17 protein-coding genes and 1 pseudogene are annotated in these 23,737 nt (G+C 72.3%); 8 read left to right on the forward strand and 10 right to left on the reverse strand.

The annotated features are described in order from the left end of the window. Positions 1 to 54 precede the first annotated feature (54 nt). Positions 55 to 2,427: a phosphoketolase family protein gene (locus EV371_RS22875; protein ID WP_130463868.1), complete on the forward strand. Its 2,373-nt coding sequence runs from the start codon at positions 55 to 57 to the stop codon at positions 2,425 to 2,427. A gap of 70 nt (positions 2,428 to 2,497) precedes the next feature. On the opposite strand, the pseudogene EV371_RS22880 reads toward EV371_RS22875, so the two are convergent. The 3 genes and pseudogenes from EV371_RS22880 to EV371_RS22890 all read right to left on the reverse strand — a co-directional run. Beyond that, positions 2,498 to 3,286 (reverse strand): annotated as a pseudogene (locus tag EV371_RS22880) (sigma-70 family RNA polymerase sigma factor); the annotation flags it as partial. A gap of 13 nt (positions 3,287 to 3,299) precedes the next feature. Next, a complete protein-coding gene (locus tag EV371_RS22885; protein ID WP_130463869.1) occupies positions 3,300 to 3,743 on the reverse strand; it encodes a carboxymuconolactone decarboxylase family protein in 444 nt (147 codons plus the stop codon). A gap of 161 nt (positions 3,744 to 3,904) precedes the next feature. Then, complete coding sequence (locus EV371_RS22890) at positions 3,905 to 4,186, reverse strand: hypothetical protein (protein ID WP_130463870.1); 282 nt, start codon at positions 4,184 to 4,186, stop codon at positions 3,905 to 3,907. A 292-nt stretch (positions 4,187 to 4,478) separates the two neighbouring features. Here EV371_RS22890 and EV371_RS22895 point away from each other — a divergent pair, with 292 nt between their 5' ends. After that, positions 4,479 to 7,592: a BTAD domain-containing putative transcriptional regulator gene (locus EV371_RS22895; protein ID WP_207230577.1), complete on the forward strand. Its 3,114-nt coding sequence runs from the start codon at positions 4,479 to 4,481 to the stop codon at positions 7,590 to 7,592. Between the two features lie 38 nt (positions 7,593 to 7,630). Here EV371_RS22895 and EV371_RS22900 read toward each other — a convergent pair whose 3' ends face one another. After that, positions 7,631 to 8,257 carry a mycothiol-dependent nitroreductase Rv2466c family protein gene (locus EV371_RS22900; protein WP_130463871.1) on the reverse strand — a complete coding sequence of 209 codons (627 nt, stop codon included), beginning with the start codon at positions 8,255 to 8,257 and terminating at the stop codon, positions 7,631 to 7,633. A 580-nt stretch (positions 8,258 to 8,837) separates the two neighbouring features. Here EV371_RS22900 and EV371_RS22910 point away from each other — a divergent pair. From EV371_RS22910 to EV371_RS22920, 3 genes are all read left to right on the forward strand, one after another. Next, the gene (locus EV371_RS22910) at positions 8,838 to 12,455 is read left to right on the forward strand and encodes a discoidin domain-containing protein (protein ID WP_130463872.1); all 3,618 of its coding nucleotides are present in this window, start codon (positions 8,838 to 8,840) and stop codon (positions 12,453 to 12,455) included. A 407-nt stretch (positions 12,456 to 12,862) separates the two neighbouring features. Continuing rightward, on the forward strand, positions 12,863 to 13,501 hold the full coding sequence (locus EV371_RS22915; RefSeq protein WP_349339676.1) for an RNA polymerase sigma factor: 639 nt from the start codon (positions 12,863 to 12,865) through the stop codon (positions 13,499 to 13,501). A gap of 5 nt (positions 13,502 to 13,506) precedes the next feature. Continuing rightward, positions 13,507 to 14,388: a hypothetical protein gene (locus EV371_RS22920; RefSeq protein WP_130463873.1), complete on the forward strand. Its 882-nt coding sequence runs from the start codon at positions 13,507 to 13,509 to the stop codon at positions 14,386 to 14,388. A gap of 110 nt (positions 14,389 to 14,498) precedes the next feature. Here EV371_RS22920 and EV371_RS22925 read toward each other — a convergent pair whose 3' ends face one another. The 4 genes from EV371_RS22925 to EV371_RS22940 form a co-directional block, all read right to left on the reverse strand. Next, a complete protein-coding gene (locus tag EV371_RS22925; RefSeq protein ID WP_130463874.1) occupies positions 14,499 to 15,470 on the reverse strand; it encodes an ADP-ribosylglycohydrolase family protein in 972 nt (323 codons plus the stop codon). A 217-nt stretch (positions 15,471 to 15,687) separates the two neighbouring features. Continuing rightward, positions 15,688 to 16,119: a hypothetical protein gene (locus EV371_RS22930; protein WP_130463875.1), complete on the reverse strand. Its 432-nt coding sequence runs from the start codon at positions 16,117 to 16,119 to the stop codon at positions 15,688 to 15,690. Positions 16,120 to 16,471: 352 nt separating this feature from the next. Further along, on the reverse strand, positions 16,472 to 17,314 hold the full coding sequence (locus tag EV371_RS22935) for a class I SAM-dependent methyltransferase (protein ID WP_486484760.1): 843 nt from the start codon (positions 17,312 to 17,314) through the stop codon (positions 16,472 to 16,474). Between the two features lie 116 nt (positions 17,315 to 17,430). After that, a complete protein-coding gene (locus EV371_RS22940) occupies positions 17,431 to 18,693 on the reverse strand; it encodes an FAD-dependent oxidoreductase (protein ID WP_130463876.1) in 1,263 nt (420 codons plus the stop codon). 297 nt (positions 18,694 to 18,990) lie between these two features. Between EV371_RS22940 and EV371_RS22945 the strand changes: the two genes are divergently transcribed. The 3 genes from EV371_RS22945 to EV371_RS22955 all read left to right on the forward strand — a co-directional run bounded on the left by EV371_RS22945 (position 18,991) and on the right by EV371_RS22955 (position 21,164). Continuing rightward, a complete protein-coding gene (locus EV371_RS22945) occupies positions 18,991 to 19,809 on the forward strand; it encodes a CoA-transferase (RefSeq protein WP_130463877.1) in 819 nt (272 codons plus the stop codon). After that, the gene (locus tag EV371_RS22950; RefSeq protein ID WP_130463878.1) at positions 19,806 to 20,585 is read left to right on the forward strand and encodes a CoA-transferase subunit beta; all 780 of its coding nucleotides are present in this window, start codon (positions 19,806 to 19,808) and stop codon (positions 20,583 to 20,585) included. Before EV371_RS22945 ends, EV371_RS22950 begins: the two co-directional genes overlap by 4 nt. Positions 20,586 to 20,699: 114 nt before the next feature. Next, positions 20,700 to 21,164, forward strand: a complete 465-nt coding sequence (locus EV371_RS22955) for a TIGR03618 family F420-dependent PPOX class oxidoreductase (RefSeq protein ID WP_130463879.1) — start codon at positions 20,700 to 20,702, stop codon at positions 21,162 to 21,164. 118 nt (positions 21,165 to 21,282) lie between these two features. Here the strand turns inward: EV371_RS22955 and EV371_RS22960 are convergent, their stop codons facing one another. Beyond that, positions 21,283 to 21,660 (reverse strand): VOC family protein, encoded by a 378-nt coding sequence (locus EV371_RS22960; protein ID WP_130463880.1) that lies wholly within the window; start codon positions 21,658 to 21,660, stop codon positions 21,283 to 21,285. A 194-nt stretch (positions 21,661 to 21,854) separates the two neighbouring features. Continuing rightward, the gene (locus EV371_RS22970; protein ID WP_130463882.1) at positions 21,855 to 23,522 is read right to left on the reverse strand and encodes an alkaline phosphatase family protein; all 1,668 of its coding nucleotides are present in this window, start codon (positions 23,520 to 23,522) and stop codon (positions 21,855 to 21,857) included. Between the last annotated feature and the right edge of the window lie 215 nt (positions 23,523 to 23,737).

The following is a 23,737-nucleotide window of genomic DNA, read 5'->3' on the forward strand; positions in this document are numbered from 1 at the left end:
GCCGAGATCGCCGTTCCGGTCGCGGGTCGGCCCGACTCGGGGCAGGCTCGGGTGATGGAGACCGCGCTCGACCCGCAGCCCCGGCTCTCCGAGGAGGAACTGGGCCGGATCGACGCGTACTGGCGGGCCGCCAACTATCTCAGCACCGGACAGATCTACCTGCTGGCGAACCCACTGCTGCGCGAGCCGCTGCGACCGGAGCACATCAAGCCGCGCCTGCTGGGCCACTGGGGTACGGACCCGGGGCTGAACCTGGTCTACGCACACCTGAACCGGCTGATCGTGCACCGCGACCTGAACGCCATGCTGGTCACCGGCCCGGGGCACGGGGCTCCGGCCATCATCGCGAACACCTGGCTCGAGGGAACCTTCACCGAGCTGTACCCGTCGGTGAGCCGGGACGAGGCCGGGATGGCTCGACTGTTCCGGCAGTTCTCCTTCCCCGGTGGGCTGCCGAGCCACGTCGCGGCGGAGGTCCCGGGGTCGATCCACGAGGGCGGCGAGCTGGGTTACTCGCTCGCGCACGCCTACGGGGCCGCGTTCGACAACCCGGACCTGCTGGTGGCCTGCGTGATCGGGGACGGCGAGGCGGAGACCGGCCCGCTGGCCGGAAGCTGGCTCTCCACCATGTTCATCGATCCGGCCCGGGACGGCGCGGTGCTGCCGATCCTGCACCTCAACGGCTACAAGATTGCCAACCCGACGGTACTGGACCGGATGCCCCAGGACGACCTGGTCGGCATCCTGCGCGGCTACGGCTACCGACCGTACGTGGTGGCCGGGGACGAGCCGGCCCGGGTGCACCGGGAACTGGCGGCCTGCCTGGACCGGGCACTGGACGAGATCACCGAGATCCAGCGGCGGGCCCGGGATGGCGGGCCGGCTGGGCGGCCACGCTGGCCGATGCTGGTGCTGCGGACCCCGAAGGGCTGGACCGGGCCGGGCGAGGTGGACGGCGAGCAGGTCGCCGGGACGTGGCGGGCCCACCAGGTACCGCTGGAGGAGGTACGCGACAATCCCGAGCACCTGGCCCGGCTGGAGCACTGGCTGCGGTCGTACCGGCCGGAGGAGCTCTTCGACGCGACCGGCGCGCCGCTGCCGGCGCTGGCCGAGCTGGCTCCGCGCGGTGACCGCCGGATGAGCGCGAACCCGCGCACCAACGGCGGCGTCGTACTCCGGGACCTGGTCCTGCCCGACTTCCGGGCCCACGCCGTCGCGGTGGACCGGCCCGGCAGCCCGATCACCGGGGCGACCGGGATCCTCGGCGGTTGGCTCCGGGACGTCATCGCGGCCAATCCGGACCGGTTCCGGCTCTTCGGGCCGGACGAGGTGGAGTCGAACGGGCTGGCCGCGGTCTTCGAGGTCACCGACCGGGCCTTCCCTGGCCCGGGTGGGCCGGGCGACGCCCACCTCTCCCCCGGCGGCCGGGTGATGGAGGTGCTCTCCGAGCACCTCTGCCAGGGCTGGCTGGAGGGCTATCTGCTGACCGGCCGGCACGGCGTCTTCACCAGCTACGAGGCGTTCATCCACATCGTCGACTCCATGGTCAACCAGCACGCCAAGTGGCTCAAGACCACCCGGGACATCCCCTGGCGCCGCCCGGTCGCCTCGCTCAACTACCTGCTCTCCAGCCACGTCTGGCGGCAGGACCACAACGGCTTCTCCCACCAGGACCCGGGCTTCATCGACCACGTCACCAACAAGAAGGCCGAGATCGTCCGGGTCTTCCTGCCGCCGGACGGCAACACACTGCTCTGCACGATGGACCACTGCCTGCGCAGCCGACACCGCATCAACGTGGTGATCTCCGGCAAGCAGGCGGCGCCGACCTGGCTGCCGATGGAAGAGGCGGAGCTGCACTGCCGGCGCGGGATCGGGATCTGGGACTGGGCCAGTACCGACGCCGGGACCGAGCCGGACGTGGTGCTCGGGTGCGCCGGCGACGTACCGACGCTGGAGACCCTGGCCGCCGCCGACCTGCTGCGCCGGCACCTGCCGGAGCTGAGGGTCCGGGTGGTGAACGTCGTGGACCTGATGCGCCTGCAACCCGCCGGAAGCCATCCGCACGGGCTGACGGACGCGCAGTTCGACGCCCTCTTCACCCCGGACCGTCCGGTCGTCTTCGCCTACCACGGCTACCCCTGGCTGATCCACCGGCTCAGCTACCGCCGAACGAACCACGCCAACCTGCACGTGCGGGGCTACCGGGAGGAGGGCACCACCACCACGCCGTTCGACATGGTGATGCTGAACGACCTCGACCGGTTCCACCTGGTCATGGATGTGGTCGACCGGGTACCCGGGCTAGCGGTCCGAGCCGCCCACCTGCGCCAGGCGATGGTCGACGCCCGGCAGGAGTGCCGCGACCACACCCGGCGGTACGGCGAGGACCATCCGATGGTCGCCCAGTGGCGGTGGCCGGGCTGAGGACGTGGAACGGCACAGCGCCGAGCTTGTCCGGGTTGGCCAGCAGGAAGATCCGCCGTACCGCGTCGTCGTCCACGTCGAGCACCAGCAGGTGCGGGGTCCGGGAGTACCCGATCAGCATGGCCGGCGCGGCATTGACCTCCAGCGACACGGCCCGCAGCGCTGGCGGCCGTGAGTAGATCGCTGCGAAGAACCGGGCCACCTTCGCCGCCGAGCGGATCGGCCGCAGCGCGGCACGGGCGCGGCCGCCGCCGTCGGACCAGGCAACCACGTCCGCGTGCAGCAGGCCGTGCAGCCGGGTCATGTCACCCTCGCGGGCGGCGGTGACGAAGTCGGCGAGTAGCCGTCGGTGCTCGGCCGGTGTGGGCGCGAACCGGACCCGCCCGTCGCGCAGCGCCCGTTCCGCCCGGTGGTACAGCTGCCGGCAGTCCTCGACGGTCCGCTCGACGATGGCGGCTATCTCGTCGTACGGCAGGTCGAAGGCGCTGCGCAGCACGAAAACGGCGCGCTGCGGCGGAGTCAGCTGCTCCATGAGATGCAGCACGGCGATCGAGAGATCCGAGGTGTCCACCGCGCCGAACGGGGACGGATCGGTGCCGACCGGCTCCGGCAGCCACTCACCGACGTAGCTCTCCCGCCGCGCCCGACGGGCCCGTAGCTGGTCGAGGGCGAGCCGCCCCACCACCCTGGTCAGGTAGCGGCGCGGCTGTGCCACAGCCGCCCGATCGGCGCCGGCCCAGCGCAGGTAGGCCTCCTGCAGGATGTCGTCGGCGTCGTGTGCGCTGCCCAGCAGTCGGTACGCCAGCCCGAACAGCATCGGCCGGTGCCGGACGAACTCGTCCACGTCCGGCGCGGTCACCAGCGGCTCCCGGTCACGCCAAGGGTGGCGGCTGTGTTCGGTTGGTGATGGCGATCCGGTTCCATACGTTGATAGTGCCAATCGCCAGGAGGAGGTTGGCGACCTCCTCCTCCGACCAGTGCTTGACGGCCTCGTCCCACACGTCGTCGGGCACCCCGTGGTCGTCGAGCCGGGTCACCGCATCGGTCAGCGCGAGCGCGGCCCGTTCCCGATCGTCGAAGTACGGCGCCTCCCGCCAGGCCGCCACCGCGAACAGCCGACGCTGGTGTTCGCCGTCGGCGAGGGCCTCCTGGGTGTGCATATCCACACAAAACGTGCATCCGTTGAGCATCGAGGCGCGCACCTTGATCAGGTGCAGCACGGTCGGATCGACCGTCGACCGCGTGTACTTCTCCAGCTGCGACATGGCGGCGTAGCCCGCCGGCACCAGCTCCGGCCAGGACATTCGTTGACTCATACTGCAACGACGGATCCGGCCGGCCCTGACGTGACAACGTCAGCTGTTGTACCCGCCACACGGCGCAGGCGTACGGGGGAGCGGGGTCTCCGGGCTGTCGGCGCCGGCGCCGCTGTTCAGGTTCCGCTACGTGACCCCGACCACACCTGGTGGTCCGCCGTCTAATCCGCGTCGGCCTCCCCGCCCTCGTCATCGAGCCGCCCGCGTTCGTCGTCAGGCAGGTCCTGCCACCACCTCACCTGCTCCGCCGCACGCTTGGCGAACACCTCGCGGTACACGCTGAAGCCGACCGCCTCGTAGAGCGTGATGTTGCCCGCCAGTACGCCCCGGGCCATGTCGCGGGCCAGCGGGTCACCGTCGTCCCTGGCCCGTGCTTCCAGGGCCTCACGCAGCAGCCGCTGCTCGACCGGATCGCGCAGGCGCCCCAGCAGTCGGCTATCCATCGCGCACCCCGCGCCCGTAACCAATCCGGTTGTCGGCGGAACGGCCCGGACACCGTCGAGGGCGTCGCGGGTGATGGGGAGTGGTCACGCCCTCCACGCTGGCAGACCACGCTCGCCGAACCCTGGCGTTCCGCCGACCTCGGCCGGACGCTCGCGGCGCTGGTCAGCGGCGTGTCGGGGCGCCGCCCACGGGCCGACTACGGGTTGGGTACGGGCGGCGGGGGCCGATGTATGGTTGCCCGGGATCGCCGGGAGGCGACGATCACGAGGTGCGGTCGGACGGTGACGGCCAGTGGATAGGGCAGGGCTCTCCAGCATCCCTCGTGAGTCAAGACTCCCCAGCACCCTTCGGGAGTTCCGGGAACGGGCCGGTCTGACCCAACAGGAGCTGGCCGACCGGGCCGGGCTGAGCGTCGGCGGGTTGCGGGATCTGGAGCAGGGGCGCGTCGCCGCGCCCCGGTCCACCACCTTACGCCGACTCGCCGACGCCCTGGGTCTGTCCGCCGGGGAGGCGGCCGGGCTCGTCCGCCTCGGCCGAGCCGCCCAGCCACCAGCGCACGGCCTGCGGTTGCAGGTGTTGGGCCCGCTCGCCGTCGTCGTCGACGGAGCCGGCGTGGATCTCGGGTCGGCCAAGCAGCGCACGCTGCTGGCCCTGCTGGCGCTGCACCCGAACGAGCCGGTCCGGCTGGACACGCTCGTCGAGCTGATCTGGGGAGAGCATCCGCCGGACAGCGCCGCGACCTCGGTGCAGAACCACGTCTCCCGGCTACGCCAGCGGCTGCGGGCGGTGCAACCGGCCCCCCGTGCAGACCGCCTGCTGGTCGCCACCGGGGGCGGCTACCAGCTCACCGTCACCGACGACCAGCTTGACCTGCTCGACTTCCGTCGCCTCGTCGGGCGGGCACGGCATGCCCAGCGGGACCGGGACCTGACATCCGCGTACGAGTGGTACGGGCAGGCGGCCGGTCTGTGGCGCGCGGCGCCGCTGGCCGACCTCGCCGGCCTGCGGATCCTGCCCGAGGTGGCCGCGCTGGACCGGGAACGCCGGACGGTGGTCGTGGAGTACGCACAGGTGGCCGCTGCACTCGGCCAGCACGAGCGGGTGCTGCCGCTGCTGCGGCAGGTCGGCGAGGCCGATCCGCTGGACGAGGCCGCGCACGCGCAGTTGATCCTCGCGCTGGCCGGCAGTGGTCAGCAGGCCGAGGCGTTGCGGGTGTTCGAGGCGCTGCGCCGGCGGCTCGCCGACGAACTGGGCGCGGACCCCGGCCCCGAGCTGGCCGCCGCGCACCGGCGGGTGCTGCGTCAGGAACTGCCGGAGCCGGCGGGGACCGGCATCGCGGAAACCGGCATCGTGGAAACCGGCATCGCGGTGAGCGCGCATCGCCAACTGCCGCCGGACATCGCCGACTTCACGGGCCGGGAGGCCGAGCTGGCCATCCTGTCGTCGGCCCTGCCGTCGGCCGGGGACACCGGCAGCACCGTGGTGATCTCCGCGATCGAGGGGATGGCCGGGGTCGGCAAGACGCGGCTCGCCGTCCACCTCGCCCACCAACTGGTCCGATCTGGACGGTACGCCGACGTCCAGCTCTACGTGGACCTGCACGGCCACGCCGACGAGCCACCCGCCGACCCGGCGACCGTGCTCGCCTCGTTCCTCCACCTGCTGGGTGTGCCCGGTGCCCAGATCCCCGACGGTCTGGATGCCCGGGCGGCGCTGTACCGGGACCGGTTGCACGACCGGCACGCCCTGGTCCTGCTGGACAACGCCGCCGGTGACGACCAGGTGCTGCCGCTGTTGCCGGCCAGTGCGACCAGCCTGGTCCTGGTCACCAGCCGGCGGGTGCTCGCCCTCGACGGCGCCCACACCTTGAACCTGAACGTGTTCACCGCTCGGGACGCCCACGCCCTGCTCGAACGGGTCGCCGGGAAGCACCGGGTCGCCGCCGATCCGGTCGGCGCTCGCCGGGTCGTCGACCTGTGCGGGCGGCTACCGCTCGCGGTCGTACTGGCCGCGCACCGGCTGCGGTCCCGGCCGGCCTGGACCTTCGGCGACCTCGCCGCCCGGCTCGAAGCGGAGGGCGACCGACTCGGCGAGCTGGCGGTCGGGAAAAGGCAGATCCGCGCCGTCTTCGATTTCTCCTTCCGGGCTCTCGATCCGGCCGGGCAGCGGCTGTTCCGGCTGCTCGGGCTCCACCCCGGCGACGACTTCACCGTCGACTCGGCCGCCGCGCTGCTGGGCGTCCCGCCGACGGCGGCCCGGCAGACGCTGGAGCGGCTGAGCGACGAGCACCTCGTCACCCCGATCACCGTCGACCGCTACCGGTTGCACGACCTGCTCCGCGAGTATGCCGCCGCGCGGGCCGCCGTCGAGGACGACGATACGCACGACAGCACCGACACCGCCGTCGACCGGATCCTCACCTGGTACCTGTACGCCGCCGACGCGGCCATCCACCGGCTCTTCCCGTACAACACCGAGGTCGTACTGGACGAGCGGACCCGACCGGCACACCTGCCCTCGTTCGACACGGATGAACGGGCGTTCCGATGGATCACTGCGGAGCAGAGCACCCTGGTCGCGGCCGTGACCACCGCCTTCAACCACGGCCGCTACGACATCGCCTGGCGGCTGCCGGCCGTGCTCCGGCTGCACTTCGACCGTCGCAGCAACTGGCACGACTGGCTCGGTACCAGCCGGATCGCGCTGGAGGCGGCACGTCGGACGGGTAACCGGGAAGCCGAGGCGCTGATCCTCAGCGGACTCGGCCTCGGCCTCGGTCAGCTCGGTCAGATCGAGAAGTCCATCGACCACCTCACCCGATCGCTGGAGATCCGCCGTGCCGTCGGCGACCGGCGCGGCGAGGGCCGGACACTCAACAACCTCGGTACCGCGTACGGCCGGCAGGGCAGGTTCCAGAAGGCCATCGACCACCTGACCGCGGCCCTGGAGGTCCGCCGCGAGGTCAGCTCCCAGTACGACCAGAGCATGACGTTGGGCAACCTCGGGCGGGCATACGCCGGGCTCGGGCAGCACGAGGAAGCGATCCGCTGCCTGTCGCAGGCGCTCGAGGTCCGGCGGCGGCTCGCCGACCCGGTGGGCATCGCCTCGGCGCTCCACAACCTCGGCGAGGCGCTGCTGAGCGCCGGGCAGCACCGGCAGGCCCTGGTACCGCTGCACGAGGCACGCGACCTGTACCACCGGAAGCACTGCCACGGGCTCGAGGCCGAGACCCTGGAGGTGATCGGGGACGTCCTGGTCTGCTCCGGCGAGCCGGCCCAGGCCCGGGAGTACTGGCGACAGGCGCTGGACATCTTCGACACGCTGGACCACCCTCGCGCCGAAGGGCTGCGCGCCCGGCTGGCCGAGCAGCCGGCGCCGCCCGTGATCGGCTCCACGAGACCATAGTCGAGTCAGGGCTCCACAAGACCCTGGTCGCGTCGGGATTAGGCGGGACCCTGGTCGAGCTGGGGCTCGGCGTGCGGCCGACCCTTCAGCTCGTGGAAGCCGGGTACGCCGGCCACCAGCAGCGTCCCGTCCCAGAGCCGTCCGGCCTGCTCACCGGTGGGAATCCGGGAGATGACCGGGCCGAAGAAGGCGACCCGAGCGCCGTCGGTGCCGGTCGTCGCGATGATCGGGGTGCCGACGTGCGGGCCGACCAGGCCGATCGCCTCGGCGTGCGAGGCGCGCACCGCGTCGTCGTACGCGCTCGACGTGCCGGCGTCGACCAGTTCGCGCGGCAGGCCGGCGGTGGCCAGCGCGGCGTGCAGGTCGCCGAGCCAGTCCTCGCCGCTCCGGGCGGTGGTCCACATCGCCGTGTAGAGCCGGGCCATCGCCTCGGGGCCGTACCGCTGGCGCGCCGCCGCGCAGATCCGGACCGGCACCCAGAGATAGCCCTCGGGGTCACCCTCCGGGTCGTCGTCGCGCCCCTCGTTGAGCACCGACAGGCTCATCAGGTGCCACCGCGGCTCGACGGGCCGGACCTTCGCCACCTCCAACAGCCAGCGCGAGGCCGTCCAGGTGTACGGGCACGAGGGGTCGAACCAGAAATCCGCGACGGTCGTCTCCGGCATCCCGTGTCCCTTCGCTGATCAGCCCTGTGGCCGGCCCGGGCCGGAGACCGCGCGGCCGGGGCATACCCGGGTCGTCCGGATCCTAGCCACCGCCACCGCCACCGCCGCAGCCTCCCCCGGACCCGCAGCCGCTCTCCCCACCGCCGCTGCCGCTGTCCCCACCGCCGTAGCTGGCATAGCCGGAACCCGGGTGCGCCGGTCGGTGTCCACCGCCCCGCAAACAAGATTGATCCGGATAAGTCGTCGCATCTTGCTCAGATCGATCCGGGCTGATCCGGTGGGGTGTTGACGCAGCCGTAGCGCGCCTGCAACATTACGACGACACCACGCAAATTTCGGGCTGTCGACTGCTAAATAGCCTTCTTCAGGCCGGAATTTCTAGACAGGCGTCCTCTGTGCTCCTTCCCCGGCTGCCCTCGGGGAGCGGCCCTTCGGCGGGGTCCGCGGCGGCGGCGGACAGGCGGACGGACGGCGCCACCGCCCGCCCTCCGACGGCGGGCGGGCAAGCCGGGCCCGCCGCCGACCAGGCCCGGTCGCTCGCAGCACCCAGGTCGGTTCCGACGAGCGCCAAGGAAGCCTGATGAGACAGCCACCACCACGACCCCGCCTGATCGCGGCGACGCTCACCACCGGCCTACTCGCGGCGGCGGGATCGCTGCTACCCACGCCGGCCGCGGCCCGGCCCGACATCGGGGCGCAGCGGGCCGAGACCGCGGTCGCCGCCAGCCTCAGTGCCAGCAGCTCGCATCCGGAGTACCCGGCCGGCAACGCCGGCGACGGCAACCCGGCGACCTACTGGGAGAGCGCCAACAACGCGTTCCCGCAGTGGATCCAGGCCGACCTCGGCGCCGCCTCCGAGGTGAACCGGCTGGTGCTCAAGCTGCCACCCGGCTGGGGTACCCGGACCCAGACCCTCTCCGTGCAGAACAGCACCAACGGCAGCACGTTCAGCACCCTCGTCGCCGCCACCGGCTACTCCTTCGACCCGGCCAGCGGCAACACCGTCACCGTCGACCTGCCGACCACCAACACCCGCTACCTGCGGCTGCACATCACCGCCAACAACGGCTGGCCGGCGGGCCAGCTCTCGGAACTGGAGGTGCACGGCCCGGCCGGCGGCCCGGACAACCAGGTCCCGACCGCGCCGACCAACCTGGCCTACACCCAGCCGGTCAGCGGGCAGATCCGGCTGACCTGGAACGCCGCCAGCGACAACGTCGGCGTCGTCGGGTACGACGTCTACGCCAACGGCGCGCTGCGGGCCAACGTCGGCAACGTGCTGACGTACACCGACAGCCAGCCGGCCAGCGCGACGGTCTCGTACCAGGTGCGGGCCCGGGACGCCGCCGGGAACGTGTCGCCGAACAGCAACACGGTGACCCGGGTCGGCTCCGGCGATCCGCCGCCCGGGACGAACCTGGCGGTCGGCAGGCCGATCACCGCCTCGTCGACCGTGCACACCTTCGTCGCCGCCAACGCCAACGACGACAACGTGGCGACGTACTGGGAGGGGGCCGGTGGGGCCTACCCGAGCGTGCTCACCGTGCAGCTCGGCGCGAACGCCACGGTCAGCTCGGTGGTGATCCGGCTGAACCCGGACCCGGTGTGGGGCCCGCGCAGCCAGACCATCGCGGTGCTGGGCCGCGAGCAGAGCGCTTCGTCGTTCCGCAGCCTGTCGGCGGCGACGCCGTACAACTTCAACCCGGGCAGCGGCAACAGCGTGACCATCCCGGTCAGTGGCGATGTCGCCGACGTCCGGCTCTCGATCACCTCGAACAGCGGGGCGCCGGCCGGGCAGGTCGCCGAGTTCCAGGTCTTCGGGGTACCGGCGCCGAACCCTGACCTGACCGTCACCGCCGCCACCTGGAGCCCGGCCGCACCGGTCGAGACCACCGCGATCACCGTCTCGGCCACCGTCCGCAACGCCGGCACCGCCGCGTCCGGTGCCACGACTGTCAACTTCTACCTGGGTACGACCCTCGTCGGCACCGCCGCGGTCGGCGGGCTCGCCGCCGGGGCCAGCAGCACCGTCACCGCGAACGCGGGACCGCGCAACGCCGGCAGCTACCGGTTGACCGCCAGGGTCGACGAGTCCAACACGGTCGTCGAGCAGGACGACACGAACAACGGCCTCACCAACCCGTCCCCGCTGACCGTCGCCCCGGTGGCCAGCTCCGACCTGGTGGCGATTCCGACCTGGTCGCCGGGCACCCCGGCGAACGGCCAGCCGGTCACCTTCTCGGTGGCGATCCGCAACCAGGGCACCATCGCCTCGGCCGGCGGCGCGCACGCCATCACGGTGACTCTGTCGAACGCCGGCGGTACGGCAGTACGCACGCTGACCGGCTCGTACACCGGCACCATCGGCGCCGGGGCGAGCACCGGCCCGGTGAACCTCGGCACCTGGACGGCGGTGAACGGCCGGTACACGGTCCGGACCGTGCTGGCGGCGGACGCCAACGAGCTGCCGGTGAAGCAGGGCAACAACACCAGCGAGACTCCGTTCTTCGTCGGGCGGGGCGCCAACCTGCCGTACGAGATGTACGAGGCCGAGGACGGCACGCTCGGCGGCGGCGCGGCGGTCGTCGGGCCGAACCGGACCGTCGGCGACCTCGCCGGTGAGGCCTCCGGCCGTCGCGCGGTGACCCTGAACAACACCGGTGCCTACGTCGAGTGGACCACCAGGGCCCCGACCAACACGCTGGTCACCCGCTTCTCCATCCCGGACTCCTCCGGCGGCGGCGGGATCAACTCGACGCTGAACATCTACGTCAACGGCAGCTTCCACAAAGCCATCGACCTGACCAGCCGGTACGCCTGGCTGTACGGCAACGAGGCGAGCCCCAACAACTCACCCGGCTCGGGCGGGCCCCGGCACATCTACGACGAGGCGAACGTGCTGCTCGACTCGTCGATCCCGGCCGGCAGCCGGATCAGGTTGCAGAAGGACCCGGCCAACAGCACCACGTACGCGATCGACTTCGTCAACACCGAGCAGGTCTCGCCGCGACCGAACCCGGACCCGGCCCGCTACACCACGCCGGCCGGTACCAGCCACTCGGACGTACAGAACGCGTTGGACCGGGTGAGGATGGACACCACCGGCAACCTGATCGGCGTCTACCTGCCCGCCGGCACCTACCACACCTCGAACAAGTTCCAGGTGTACGGCAAGGCGGTCCGGGTGGTCGGCGCCGGCATGTGGTACACCCGGTTCCAGACCCCGCCCGGCCAGGAGAACACGGACGCCGGCTTCCGGGTCGAGGGCACGGCGAACGGCTCGACCTTCGAGCACCTCGCCTTCTTCGGCAACTACACGTCCCGGATCGACGGGCCCGGCAAGGTCTGGGGCGAGTTGCAGAACGTCTCCAACCTGACCTTCGACAACGTCTGGGTCGAGCACACCGTCTGCATGTTCTGGGGCGTGCACGTCAGCAACATCACCATCAGGGACTCGCGGATCCGCAACACCTTCGCCGACGCGGTCAACATGACCAACGGCAGTACGAACAACCTGGTCAGCAACGTCGAGGGGCGCGGCAACGGGGACGACGCGTTCGCGCTCTTCTCCGCCACCGACGCCGGCGGCGGGGCGAACAGCGGCAACGTCTTCGAGAACCTGACGGCGACGTTGACCTGGCGGGCCGCCGGGGTGGCGGTCTACGGCGGCCAGAACAACACCTTCCGCAACATGTACATCGCCGACCAGCTCGTCTACTCCGGGATCACCATCAGCTCGCTCGACTTCGGATATCCGTTCGTCGGGTTCGGGCCCGGGCTCACCCGGGTGGAGAACGCCTCGATAGTCCGATCCGGCGGCCACTTCTGGGGCGCGCAGACGTTCCCCGGAATATGGGTCTTCTCCGCGTCGAAGGAGATGCGCGGAATCCGGGTCAGTGACGTCGACATCGTGGACCCGACCTACCACGGCATCATGTTCCAGACCAAGTACAACGGCAGCACTCCGGAGAACCCGGTGACCGACACCGTCCTCACCAACATCTCCATCAGCGGCGCCCAGCGCAGCGGCGACGCGTACGACGCGAAGTCCGGGTTCGGCATCTGGGCGAACGAGATGCCGGAGGCCGGTCAGGGTCCGGCGGTCGGCTCTGCGGTCTTCAACAACCTGCGGCTGAGCAACAACCACCAGAACATCCGGAACACCACCTCCACCTTCACCATCACCGTCAACCCGTAGTCGGGGACAGCGACCGTAGTCCCGGACAGCGCGGGGTGTCACCGGAAGCCGGAAGCCGGCCGCTTCCGGTGGCACCCCGCGGGCATCTCCACCGTGACCATCGTCGAAGGCGGCTGCCGAGCCGGCCCCGAAAGCGCCGGACGACGCGTTCGCGTTACCGGGACGCACCGTACCGGTCGCGGAGATATCTCACTCGTTCCGCGGGTGTCACGTCTTGCCTACGGAGTCGACCCGCACCTAGCGTGGGACGGCGATCACGTGGACGGGGGACAACCGGTGCGGATCGGGATACGACGACAACGCACGGTAGGACGAGTCGCTGCGGAAACCGCTCCGGTATCCCGTCATCACGTCCGGACGGCACCCCGGTCGGGCGGGGCCGGAGCGGTCCGAAGTGGGGTTGAGCCGTGCCGGCCGAGCTGACCGCCCTGGTCCGCGCGGCGCAGCGGGGAGACGAGTACGCGTTCCGGATGCTCTATCGGGAACTTCAGCCCGGACTGCTGCGGTACCTCACCGTGCTGGTCGGGCCGGACGCCGAGGACGTGGCCTCGGAGACCTGGTTGCAGATCGCCCGCGACCTGGCGACGTTCACCGGTGGGCCGGGCTTCCGGGCCTGGGCCACCCGGGTCGCCCGCAACCGTGCGCTGGACCACCTCCGCCACCAGCGTCGCCGGCCGACCGTGCCGGTACCGGTCGAGACACTCACCGAGCTGCCCGGTGCCGAGGACACCGCCGCGATCGCCGCCGAATGGCTGGGCACCGACAGCGCCGTCGCGCTGATCGCCACGCTGCCCCGTACCGAGGCCGAGGCGGTACTGCTGCGTACCGTGATCGGCTTGGACGCCGAAAGCACCGCGCGGGTGCTCGGCAAGCGGCCGGGAGCCGTCCGCACCGCCGCCCACCGGGGGTTGCGCCGGCTGGCGCGGGTCCTGGCCGAGAGCGGCCCGGATGGTGCGCTGCGGTCGGCCGACGGCGGACCGGCGGCGAAGCAGGTCGCCGACGTACGGTCCGGCGAGGATGTCGAGGCTGGACAGGGATGGCGCTGAGAGAGATGAGATCGGCTTTCCGCCGACGCGGTCGGCCCGACCCGAAGGCGGCAGAGCGCCCGCCCCGCCCGGAGGCGGCAGAGCGGCTGCTCGACGCGGTGGCGGCAGAGCGGCTGCTGGATGCTGTCGCGGCAGGTGTCGTCCCCGAGTCCCGGCCGGCGCCCGGGGACGTCCCGGATCCACTCGCCCGGCTGCTCGCCGTCGCGGCGGCGCCCACCCGACCGGGAGAACTCGGCGGCGAGGACGCCGCGGTGGCGGCATTCCGGGCGGTCCGCGACGCCCAGGCCATGGCCGATCCGACCACGACGTCCCGGACGACCGGTACCCGCGATGTCGTGCCCGGTACGCCCGCCCGACCGCCCGCCCGGCCGCGCCGGCTGACAGCCGGTGCCTTCGGCTGGATCACCGTGGTCGTCGCCACGCTCACCGCGGGCGTGGCGCTGGCGGCGGAGATCCCCGCGCTGCGTCCCGCCGGGCCACCACCCCGGGCGCCGAGTGCCGAGGCCGACCCGACGGTGGTAGGGACGCCCGCGCCGCCCACCAGCACACCGGCGCGGCCGCAGGCCCTGCCCGGCACCGAGCCGCCGCCGACCGAGCCGGGCCGGCCCCGCCGGACTCCCCCGCCGCAGGCGCTCGTGGCGCAGTGTCGCTCCCTGCTGACCACGGGTAACTCTGGTTCCGGCCCGGCCGCCGGCCCTCGGCCGTCGGCCGCCCTGATCCGGGCGGCCGGCGGCCGGGACAAGGTCGTCGACTACTGCCGACGCCTGCTGGCCAACGCCACGGAGCCGGGCAACGACGAGCCGCGCCGGCCGCCGGGCAAGGGCGCCACGCCCGATCCGCCCGGTAGGCCGCCCGGCCGGGAAGCCGCCGGCAATCCTTCCCGTTGATCCTGCCTCGCCCGAGCCATCCCGGGACAGCCCGCGAACCGACGACCGCTGCGGACCAGCAACCCCCACAGGCCAGCAGCCACCGCTGACTGGCCACCGCCGGACCCCGGCTACCGCCGGCCGGCGTCCGGGCCGGCGTCCGGATCGCGCTCGACCCAGTCGGGCAACGCCTCCCGGGCGGCCAACCAGGTCGCCGGCACGCCGACCGCGTCGGGCCGGTCGCCGATCCCGGTGTACGCGGCCAGCACGCCGCCGACGATCGCCCCGGTGGTGTCGACGTCCCCGCCGGCGGCCACACAGGCGGTGATCGCCGCCGGAAAGTCGCCGAGATGGGTCGCGGCGACCCAGAGCGCGAACGGGACGGTGTCCTGGGCGGTCACCCGTGAACCGTTACCCAACTCGTACGCCGCCTCCTCCACGGTCACCGCCGTTCCGCTGAGCAGTCGACGGGCCCGCGCGACGCCCTCGGCGCAACTGCCGTCGATCAGGTACGGCTCCAGCCGGTCGAGGAACTCGGACGCGGACGGGCGTACCCCGGTGAGCCGGGCCTGCCCGGCGTGCGCGGCAGCGACCGCGACCAGTACCGCCCCGGCGATCCCCTCGGGGTGGGCGTGGGTCACCTCGGCGGATCGGATCGCCTGCTCCGCAGCCCGGCGCGGCCGGTCGGCATGGTAGGCACCGACCGGAGCGACCCGCATCGCGGCGCCGTTACCGCAGGAGCCCTCTCCGCCGAACGCGTCACGGGCCGCCGCCCGCCACGGCACCCCGTCCCGGATCCGGTGCAGGATCACCACCGCGCCCGCCCCGTAGCCCCGGTACGGCTCGCAGCGCTCCGCGAACGCGGCGGCGAGCCGGTCCTGCTCGATCTCGCCATGCGCGCGCAGCTCGGCAACCACCGAGCACGCCATCTCGGTGTCGTCGGTCCACTCCCAGGGGCCGGCCGGCGGTCGACCCGCCGCCAGGTCGGCCGGCGACCGGCCAACCATGAAGAACTGCGCGCCGAGCGCGTCACCGACGGACAACCCGTGCAGGCTGTCGTAACAGATGTCGAGCCGGGCCGGCCCGTGCGGAACGAAGGACATCGCCCCGATCATCCCGCAATCCGGTCCGGCCCGCCCACTCTGTCACCCGAAGCCAGGCCGGCAGGCGTCCTCGACGCGCCCGGCAAGGTGTCCGAACGCGTCGGTCACCGGACCGGCAGCCACGGGTGAACCGGACCGGCAGCCACGGACCGACCGGCAGCCACGGGTGAACCGGACCGGCGGCCACGGACCGACCGGCGGCCACGGTCGGGCGCCGTCAGCGTTGACAGGCCCTCAGCGGGGTGCTGGTCCGGGCGGCCCGGGTCGAGCCGTCCCTGAACTTCGCCGTCGCGGTGATCGCGATGGTGCCGCCGGCCGAGTTGCGCGGCTCGGCCCGGAACGGCCCCAGGCTGGCCAGCCAGGTCCCCCGGTCGTTGCCGATCGTCCGGGCGGCTCCGCTGCCGTTGAACGGCACCACCGTGTCGACCCGGTAGCGGAACGACACCGACGAGACGTCCCGGGCCGCACCCACCCGCACCTGCACCAGCCCGAAACTGGGATTGCCGCAGCCCTCCTGGTGCAGACCGGTGACGTTCTGCGACCGGCCGAACCCGCCGGTCACCCTGACGGTCACCGTCGTCTGCTCGCCGATGGTGCGGGCTCGGCGGGGCGGCACCGTGCCGGCCGGCGGCCGGGTGGTGCGAGCCACCGTGGGCCTCGGCGCGGGGGTCGGGGTCGGGCTCGCGCCGGTCGTGGTGGGCGCGGCAGACGGGGACCCGGCGGCCGTCAGGCCCTCCGACCACTGCGGACGCTGAGGCCCTTCGCCCCCGCAGGCCGCCGCGAGAGACAGCACGGACGTGCAGGCCGCGGCGAGCACGAAACCTGCTCGGGTACGCCGAAAGTGCAGGACAGTCACCTTGATCCCGTCGGTCGTGTTGGCCCCATTTCACGGCATCAACCGGCCCTGACCGTAGTCCTATCCGTCGATGTCGCCAAATCCACTCCGGAAAGCGGGACAAGTCAGCACTTCAGCCACCTTGCGTCGGCCGGCCCCGCCGGTGCTAAGGCCGCCACAGCACCAGCTCGGTCTCCCTGACCCGCTCGGAGAAGCGCCCGGCCGGCGACGCCGTACGCAGCAGCCGTCGCAGGTCCCGTTCGAACTCGGGTCGGCGGCCGGCGAAGAGGTGTGGTGCGGCGGAGGAGAGCGAGAAGACCGCCGCCACCACCTCGTCCTCGGTACGTTCCCGCACGGTGCCGCCGCCGACCGCCAACCGGCGCGGGCCCCGGTAGCCGGCGGCGCGCATCACCTCCTCCTCCCCGCCCGCCGTGCCGCCGGGCAGCACGCCCCGACCGGCCCGGCGCACCGGACCGAGGTAGCGGGCGACCAGCGCGTCGATCTCGTCGTGCGGCGGGCGGGGAAACGGGAGCGGGTCGGCGCCGTCCACCCCCCGGTGGGTGGTGGCGGCCACATGCACCCAGACACCGTCGCTGCCGAGCATCGGGCGTACCGCGTGGGCCACCCGGGGGCGGTCGACCCAGTGGAACGACTGCGCGAACGTGACGACCCGGAACGCGCCGAGCCCGGCGGGCAGTTCCTCAGCCCGCAACCGCTGCCAGCGCACGTTGTCGACCCCGGTCTCGCGGGCCGCCCGCTCGGCCCGCCGCACCATGTCCCTGTCCGCGTCGATCCCGACCGCCGTCGAGAAGAGCCGTGCCAGCGGCAGGGTCAGCGAGCCGGGTCCGCAGCCCACGTCGAGCAGCCGGCCGCTGCCGTCGAGCTGAAGTTCGGCGGCCAGGGCGTCGGCGAGCGCCGCCGGGTACGGCATCCGGCCGACCGCGTAGTAGTCCGCGCTTCCGGCGTAGAGCGTCTCGTCCCACTGGAATCCGGGTGGCCCTGCCGACACGGCACCACCCTATGCCCCGGCCGGACCTGCGGGCGTCGAGGACCGAGTCGATCCAGCGGCAGGTCGGACCTGTGGGCGCACAGGCTTCGTGCACGTTCGTGGCGCGGTGGTGCTGCTCAGCCGCCTTCTCCGTCGGCGTCGGCAGCCGGTGCTGCTGGCCGGCGGGCGAACGGCGGTGCGTGCTCGGGGCGTACGCCGATGCCGATCAGGTAGGCCGGGCCGAGGGACACGAACGGGAACCGCCGGAGCAGGGCCAGCACCGGCCAGGGCGGCCCGGCCCGGCGCTCCGACAGGATCGGGGAGACCAGATTCCGGTGCATGAGCTGTTGCAACCGCTGCACCAGGATGGTCGGCAGCAGCCGCCGGGACCGGACGGCTGCCAGGTCGGCCTCGGTCACCGCGCCGCGCTGGAGCGGCTCGGCGAGCAGCGTGGCGGCGGCGACCGCATCCTGCACGGCGAGGTTGATCCCGACCCCGCCGACCGGTGACATCGCGTGCGCCGCGTCACCCAGGCACAGCAGCCCGGGCACGTGCCAGCGGTCGAGCCGGTTCAGCCGTACGTCGAGGTGCTTGACGTCGTCCATCGAGGCGATCGCGTCGACCCGGTCGGCGAAGTTGGGAGCCAGTTCCGCGATGTCGCGGCGGAACTGTTCGACTCCCCTGGCCCGCAGTCGCGCATCGCTGCCCTTGGCCCCGATGTAGGCGATCTGGAGGTAGCCCTCCCGGGGGATGACCACGGCGAACCGGCCCGGAGCGACCCTGGGGGTGAGCCCGGCCGGGTCGTCGTGCGGGTCGCGGGGCAACCGGAACCACCAGGCGTCGATCGGTACCGGAAACTCCCGGACCGGCAGGTCGGCCTGCGCCCGGGCCAGTGACCACCGGCCGTCGCAGGCGACGGTCAGGTCGGCGCGCAGCTCACCGGCCTCGCCCTGCGGCCCCCGGTAGCGCACGCCCCGGACCCGGCCGTCCTCGCGGATCAACTCGGTCACCTCGGTGCGCATCCGGAGCGTGAACGAGGGCTCGGCGGCCCCCGCCTCGGCGAGCAGATTGAGCAGGTCCCACTGCGGCACCATCGCGATGTACCGATACCGGCTCCTCAGCCGACGGAAGTCGGCGATGACGACCTGCTGCCCCGGCGCCACCGGAAAGGCGACCTCGTCCAGCCGGCTCTGCGGCAGGGCGGCGAACCGCTCGCCGAGGCCCAGCTCGTCGAGGAGTTGCAGGGTCGACGGGTGCACGGTGTCGCCCCGGAAGTCGCGCAGGAAGTCACCATGCTTTTCCAGCACGGTGACGTCGACGCCGGCCCGGGCCAGCAGCAGGCCGAGCACCATTCCGGCCGGTCCGCCGCCGACGACGACGCAGGTCGTACCCTTCTCCACCGCGATCACCTTATTCAACAGCTGGTGAATTATTCCGCCACGCTACTCCCGGGGCAGTGAAGATCGCAACTGTCCCGGCGCGAATCCCGGCGCGGCCACGGCGGCGACGGAAAATCTCCGGGCCGCGCCGCCGGCCGTTGACGGGGCGGATACGTCACGCTACGTTCGTTCTAAGAACAGACGTACGCCCAACGAACGAGTGACCGGCCGCCGGGCCGGGCGCCCGGCCCGGCGGCGCGCCCGTCTGCCGCCACCGCTCGGCAGGGCGACGACGCGCGATCAGGAGAATGGAGACGGATGGCCGAGATCGTCTCGTTGGCCGAAGGTGTGGCCGAACTGGTCAACGACGGTGACACGGTGGCGCTGGAGGGATTCACCCATCTGATTCCGTTCGCCGCCGGCCACGAGATCGTCCGGCAGCGGCGGCGCGACCTGGAACTGGTCCGGATGACCCCGGACGTCATCTACGACCAGCTCATCGGGATGGGCTGCGCCCGACGGCTGGTCTTCTCCTGGGGCGGCAACCCGGGCGTCGGCTCGTTGCACCGGTTCCGGGACGCGGTCGAGCACGGCTGGCCCGCCCCGCTGGAAATCGAGGAGCACAGCCACGCCGGGATGGCGAACCGCTACGTGGCCGGAGCGTCCGGGCTGCCGTTCGCGGTGCTGAGCGGCTACACCGGCACCGACCTGGCCCGGCACACCGCCACCATCAAGCCCGTCACCTGCCCGTTCACCGGCGATGTGCTCACCGCCGTGCCGGCGTTGAACCCCGACGTCACGATCGTGCACGCCCAGCGGGCCGACCGGGCCGGCAACGTACAGATGTGGGGCATCACCGGAGTGCAGAAGGAGGCGGTGCTCGCCGCCAGGCGGTCCCTGGTCACCGTCGAGGAGATCGTCGACTCGCTGGCACCGGTGCCCACCCAGGTGGTCCTGCCGACCTGGGCGGTCAACGCGGTCGCGCTCGCGCCCGGTGGCTCGCATCCGTCCTACACCCAGGGTTACTCGGTCCGGGACAACACCTTCTACCAGTCGTGGGACGCGATCAGCCGCGACCGGGACACGTTCACCGGCTGGATGCGGCAGCACGTCCTCGGCGCCCGGAGGGACACGTGAGCAATTGGACCGCCGACGAGATGATGACCATCGCCGCCGCCCGGCAACTGCGGGACGGCACCTCGTGTTTCGTCGGCATCGGCCTGCCGAGTACCGCCGCCAACCTCGCCCGTGCCACCCACGCCCCCGGGCTGGTGCTCATCTACGAGTCCGGATGCCTCGGCGCCAAGCCCGACCGGCTGCCACTGTCGATCGGCGACGGCATCCTCGCCGACACCGCCGACGCGGTGGTCAGCGTCCCGGAGGTCTTCAACTACTGGCTCCAGCCGGGCAGGATCGACATCGGATTCCTCGGCGGCGCCCAGCTCGACCGGTACGGCAACATCAACACCACCGCCATCGGCGGCGACTACCGCGACCCGAAGGTGCGGCTGCCCGGGGCCGGTGGCGCGCCCGAGATCGCCGCCTCCTGCCGCGAGGTCGTCGTCATCATGCGGCAGAGTCGGCGTACGTTCGTCGAGCGGGTCGACTTCGTCACCTCGTTCGGCTACGGCACCGGTGCCGGTGACCGGGAGCGGCTCGGGTTGCGCGGGGCCGGGCCGCAGGTGGTGATCACGGACCTCGGTATCCTCCAGCCCGATCCGTCCACCCGGGAACTGGTGCTGACCCGACTGCATCCGGGCGCCACCGTGGAACAGGCCCGCGCGGCGACCGGATGGCGGTTGCGGGTCGCCGACGACCTGCGTACCACCGAGCAGCCGGGCGACTCTGAACTGTCGGTGCTCCGTGCCCTCAAGGCCGCGAGCGCTGACGACGGCTCCGCATCCACGGCCTGAACCGCTGCGCGGTGCCCGTAACGCGCGCGGCGGTCGGCCGGGAGGCGGACCCCGACCCGTTCCCCGGCCGACCGCGCCCGCGCAGCAGCGGCGGCAGCCTGATAGAAAACTTCGATGAGCCGAAGCATCGCGACCAACACCCGTGTCGACCGCGCCGAACTGCTCGCCTTCCTCCGGCCCCGACACCGCGCCATCCTGATGACGACCCGCCCGGACGGTCGACCCCAGTCCTCGCCGGTGACCTGTGGGGTCGACGCCGAGGGCCGGATCGTGGTCTCGACCTATCCCGAGCGGGCGAAGGCGACCAACGCCCGCCGGGATCCCCGGGTCTCCGCCTGTGTCCTCTCCGACGAGTGGAACGGACCGTGGGTCCAGGTCGACGGCACGGCCGAGGTGCTCGACCTGCCGGAGGCGCTGGAGCCGCTGGTCGAGTACTTCCGGTGCATCTCCGGCGAACACCCGGACTGGGACGAGTACCGCGAGGCCATGCGGCGGCAGGACAAGTCGCTGATCCGGGTCACCATCGACAGTTGGGGCCCGGTCGCCACCGGCGGCTTCCCGGCCCGCCTCGCCGACTGATCCACCGGACCCGGGCCTGTCGGGAGCGTCATCGGCCGCCCACCTCGACGATGGTCCCCGAGCACCGGGGTGCATATCCGGGGCGGCGGGACAGCGGGCCGTCCCGGCAGGGTGGCAATCAGCCCAGGTAGAGGCAGAACGGGTGACCGGCCGGGTCGAGGTGGACGAGGACGTCCTGCTGCGGCTGGAAGTCGGCGCGGGTGGCGCCACACGCCACCGCGTGCGCGGCGGCGCTCGCCAGGTCGTCGACCTGGATCTCCAGGTGCATCATCATCTGCTGGTCGTCGGCGCCCGCCGGCCAGCTTGGCCTGCGGTAGGGCGACTCGGTCTGGAAGGCCAGCCTGACTCCTCCGGCCGGATCGCGCATCAGCACCCAGTCCGGCTCCTCCTCGATGATCTCGAACCCGAGGAGGCGCTGGTAGAAACGGGCGAGAGCCACCGGGTCCGGTGCGCTCAGGTTGACGGTGGTCAGGGTCAGACCGGTGCCGTCGCGCATGATTCGGAACCTCCGAACGCTGGTCAGAGCCTTGGAGTCGGACAGGGTCCGGGCGCCGGCCATCACCACGGCCGGAGTTCGCAGATCCTACCGGCGACCACCGACAACACCGAGACGACCACCGACAACACCGAGACGACCCCCGGCGACACCGAGACGACCCCCGATGACACCGAGGCGGGCCGGGCCGGCGCCTAGGGGCCGAAGGCGGTGAGGAACCGGTCCCGGAAGTCGCTCATCGGCCAGACCGGAGCGTCCGGACCGGGCTTCAGGCCCTCCTGCCAGTTCCAGCCGGAGATCCGGTCCAGCACGGCGGGGTCCTTGGCCACGATGGTGATCGGTACGTCGTGACTGGCGTTCTCCCCGGTCACCATCGGTGCCGGCTGGTGGTCGCCGAGGTAGACGAAGACGATCTCGTCGTCGCCGTACCGCTCCAGATAGGAGACGATGGCGTTCAGCGAGTACTCGACGGCGCGGCCGTACTGCGTCCGCACCTTGCCGGTGTCCCGCCACACGTCCTCCGGCGACTCGCCCGCCTCCGCCATCGGGCCGAAGATCGATCCGTCGCCGAGCTCGTCCCAGCCGATGAGCTCCGGGAGCGGCGCCCAGGGTGCGTGGCTGGACACCAGCGGGATCGTCGCCATCACCGGCGGGTGGTCCGGGTCGGCATGCTCGCGCTGCTCGAAGACCGACAGCGTGTACTGGTCCGGCATCTGCGCCCAGCTGAACTGCGGGCCACGGTAGCCGAGTTCCTTCGAGGCGTGCACCTCGTCGTAGCCGAAGAACTTCCCCTCCGGCCATGCCTGGGTGATGCCCGGCATCACCCCGACCGTCCGCCATTCGGCGCGCTGGAAGGCCCGGTTAAGGGTCATCCGGTCGCTGGCGACGAGGTGGGTGTAGCGCTGCTGGTTGTTGATCCAGAGTCCGGAGAGCAGCGTGCCGTGGGCCAGCCAGCTCCCGCCGCCGTAGGTCGGCGAGGTCAGCCAGCCGCTGCGCGCCGCATAGCCGGCGGCGCGCAGCCGGGCGTAGCCCGTGTCGAGGGTGGCACCGACCCCCGGGGCGAGGGCCGGGTCCTCGATCGCCGACCGGCCGTAGCTCTCGACGAAGGCGAGGACCACGTCCTTGCCCCGCAACGCGGTCAACAGCTGGTCACCGGGAGTGTCGCCGAACGCGTCGACCCGGGCCTCGGCCGCGAACACCTCCTGGTCGCGCAGGGCCGCGCGCACCTGGAGGGCCCGGTCGTAGCTGAGCGTACTGATCGGCACATCCGGGATGATCTGCACGCCGAGTACGGCACCGACGACACAGGTGGCGCCGAGGGCCGACACGATGTGCGTCGCCGCCCTGCGGTTCCGGACCACCAACCGGGTCAGCCGGAGCACCGCCCAGGTCATCAGGACGAGCAGGCCGACCGCGAGCAGTCCGGCGGCGACCACCGCGACGACGGCACCGAACTGGCCGTACGACTCCGCCACGTAGTCCGTTCCGGCCTCGAACGAGATCCAGTCGAAGACCGGGTTGAACGGCCGGGCCAGCACGGCGAAGAAGCCCAGGTCGATGACCTTCACGATGGCCAGCAACCCGAGGGCCACCCCGACGGGTACCGCCACCATCCGGCGTCCCCGGGCCGGCAGGAGCAGCACCAGCGAGACCACCAGCAGGGCTTCCAGCGGCAGCCGCAGGAACGCGGCCGGGGTGAAGAGGGTGAGCTGGTTCGGCGCGAGCATGGCGAAGACGACCAGCAGCAGGGCCAGGCCGCTGGCCAGCCCGGCCGCCACGGTTCGCGCCCGGCCGCCCGGCCGGGCGGGAGCGGCGCTCGCGTCGTCACGGGCGCCCGGCGCGGCGGTACCGTCGCCGGCCACGCCGGTCCCACCGTCATCGGCCCCGGCGACGCCGGACGCCTGATCGGCGCGGACGTCGGCCGGCGCGTCGGACGCGGGTCTGGCCCGGTCGGCCGGTTCGGGCCGCGCAGGGCCGTCGTCCGTGGTCGGGACGCCCGGCGGCTCCGGCACGGCATCGGTCGGGGTTCGACGACGGGGCGTGAAAGCCGACAATCCAAGGGCCCTTTCCCGTGAAG

The sequence above is a fragment of the Plantactinospora sp. CNZ321 genome, assembly GCF_004217235.1.

Bases quoted from the DNA above. Each gene is read 5' to 3' on its own strand.
- EV371_RS22885 (WP_130463869.1), bottom strand. From the start codon at position 3,743: ATGAGTCAACGAATGTCCTGGCCGGAGCTGGTGCCGGCGGGCTACGCC.
- EV371_RS22910 (WP_130463872.1), top strand. From the start codon at position 8,838: ATGAGACAGCCACCACCACGACCCCGCCTGATCGCGGCGACGCTCACC.
- EV371_RS22920 (WP_130463873.1), top strand. From the start codon at position 13,507: ATGAGATCGGCTTTCCGCCGACGCGGTCGGCCCGACCCGAAGGCGGCA.
- EV371_RS22900 (WP_130463871.1), bottom strand. From the start codon at position 8,257: ATGCCGGAGACGACCGTCGCGGATTTCTGGTTCGACCCCTCGTGCCCG.
- EV371_RS22960 (WP_130463880.1), bottom strand. From the start codon at position 21,660: ATGCGCGACGGCACCGGTCTGACCCTGACCACCGTCAACCTGAGCGCA.
- EV371_RS22875 (WP_130463868.1), top strand. From the start codon at position 55: ATGGAGACCGCGCTCGACCCGCAGCCCCGGCTCTCCGAGGAGGAACTG.
- EV371_RS22890 (WP_130463870.1), bottom strand. From the start codon at position 4,186: ATGGATAGCCGACTGCTGGGGCGCCTGCGCGATCCGGTCGAGCAGCGG.
- EV371_RS22955 (WP_130463879.1), top strand. From the start codon at position 20,700: ATGAGCCGAAGCATCGCGACCAACACCCGTGTCGACCGCGCCGAACTG.
- EV371_RS22925 (WP_130463874.1), bottom strand. From the start codon at position 15,470: ATGTCCTTCGTTCCGCACGGGCCGGCCCGGCTCGACATCTGTTACGAC.
- EV371_RS22945 (WP_130463877.1), top strand. From the start codon at position 18,991: ATGGCCGAGATCGTCTCGTTGGCCGAAGGTGTGGCCGAACTGGTCAAC.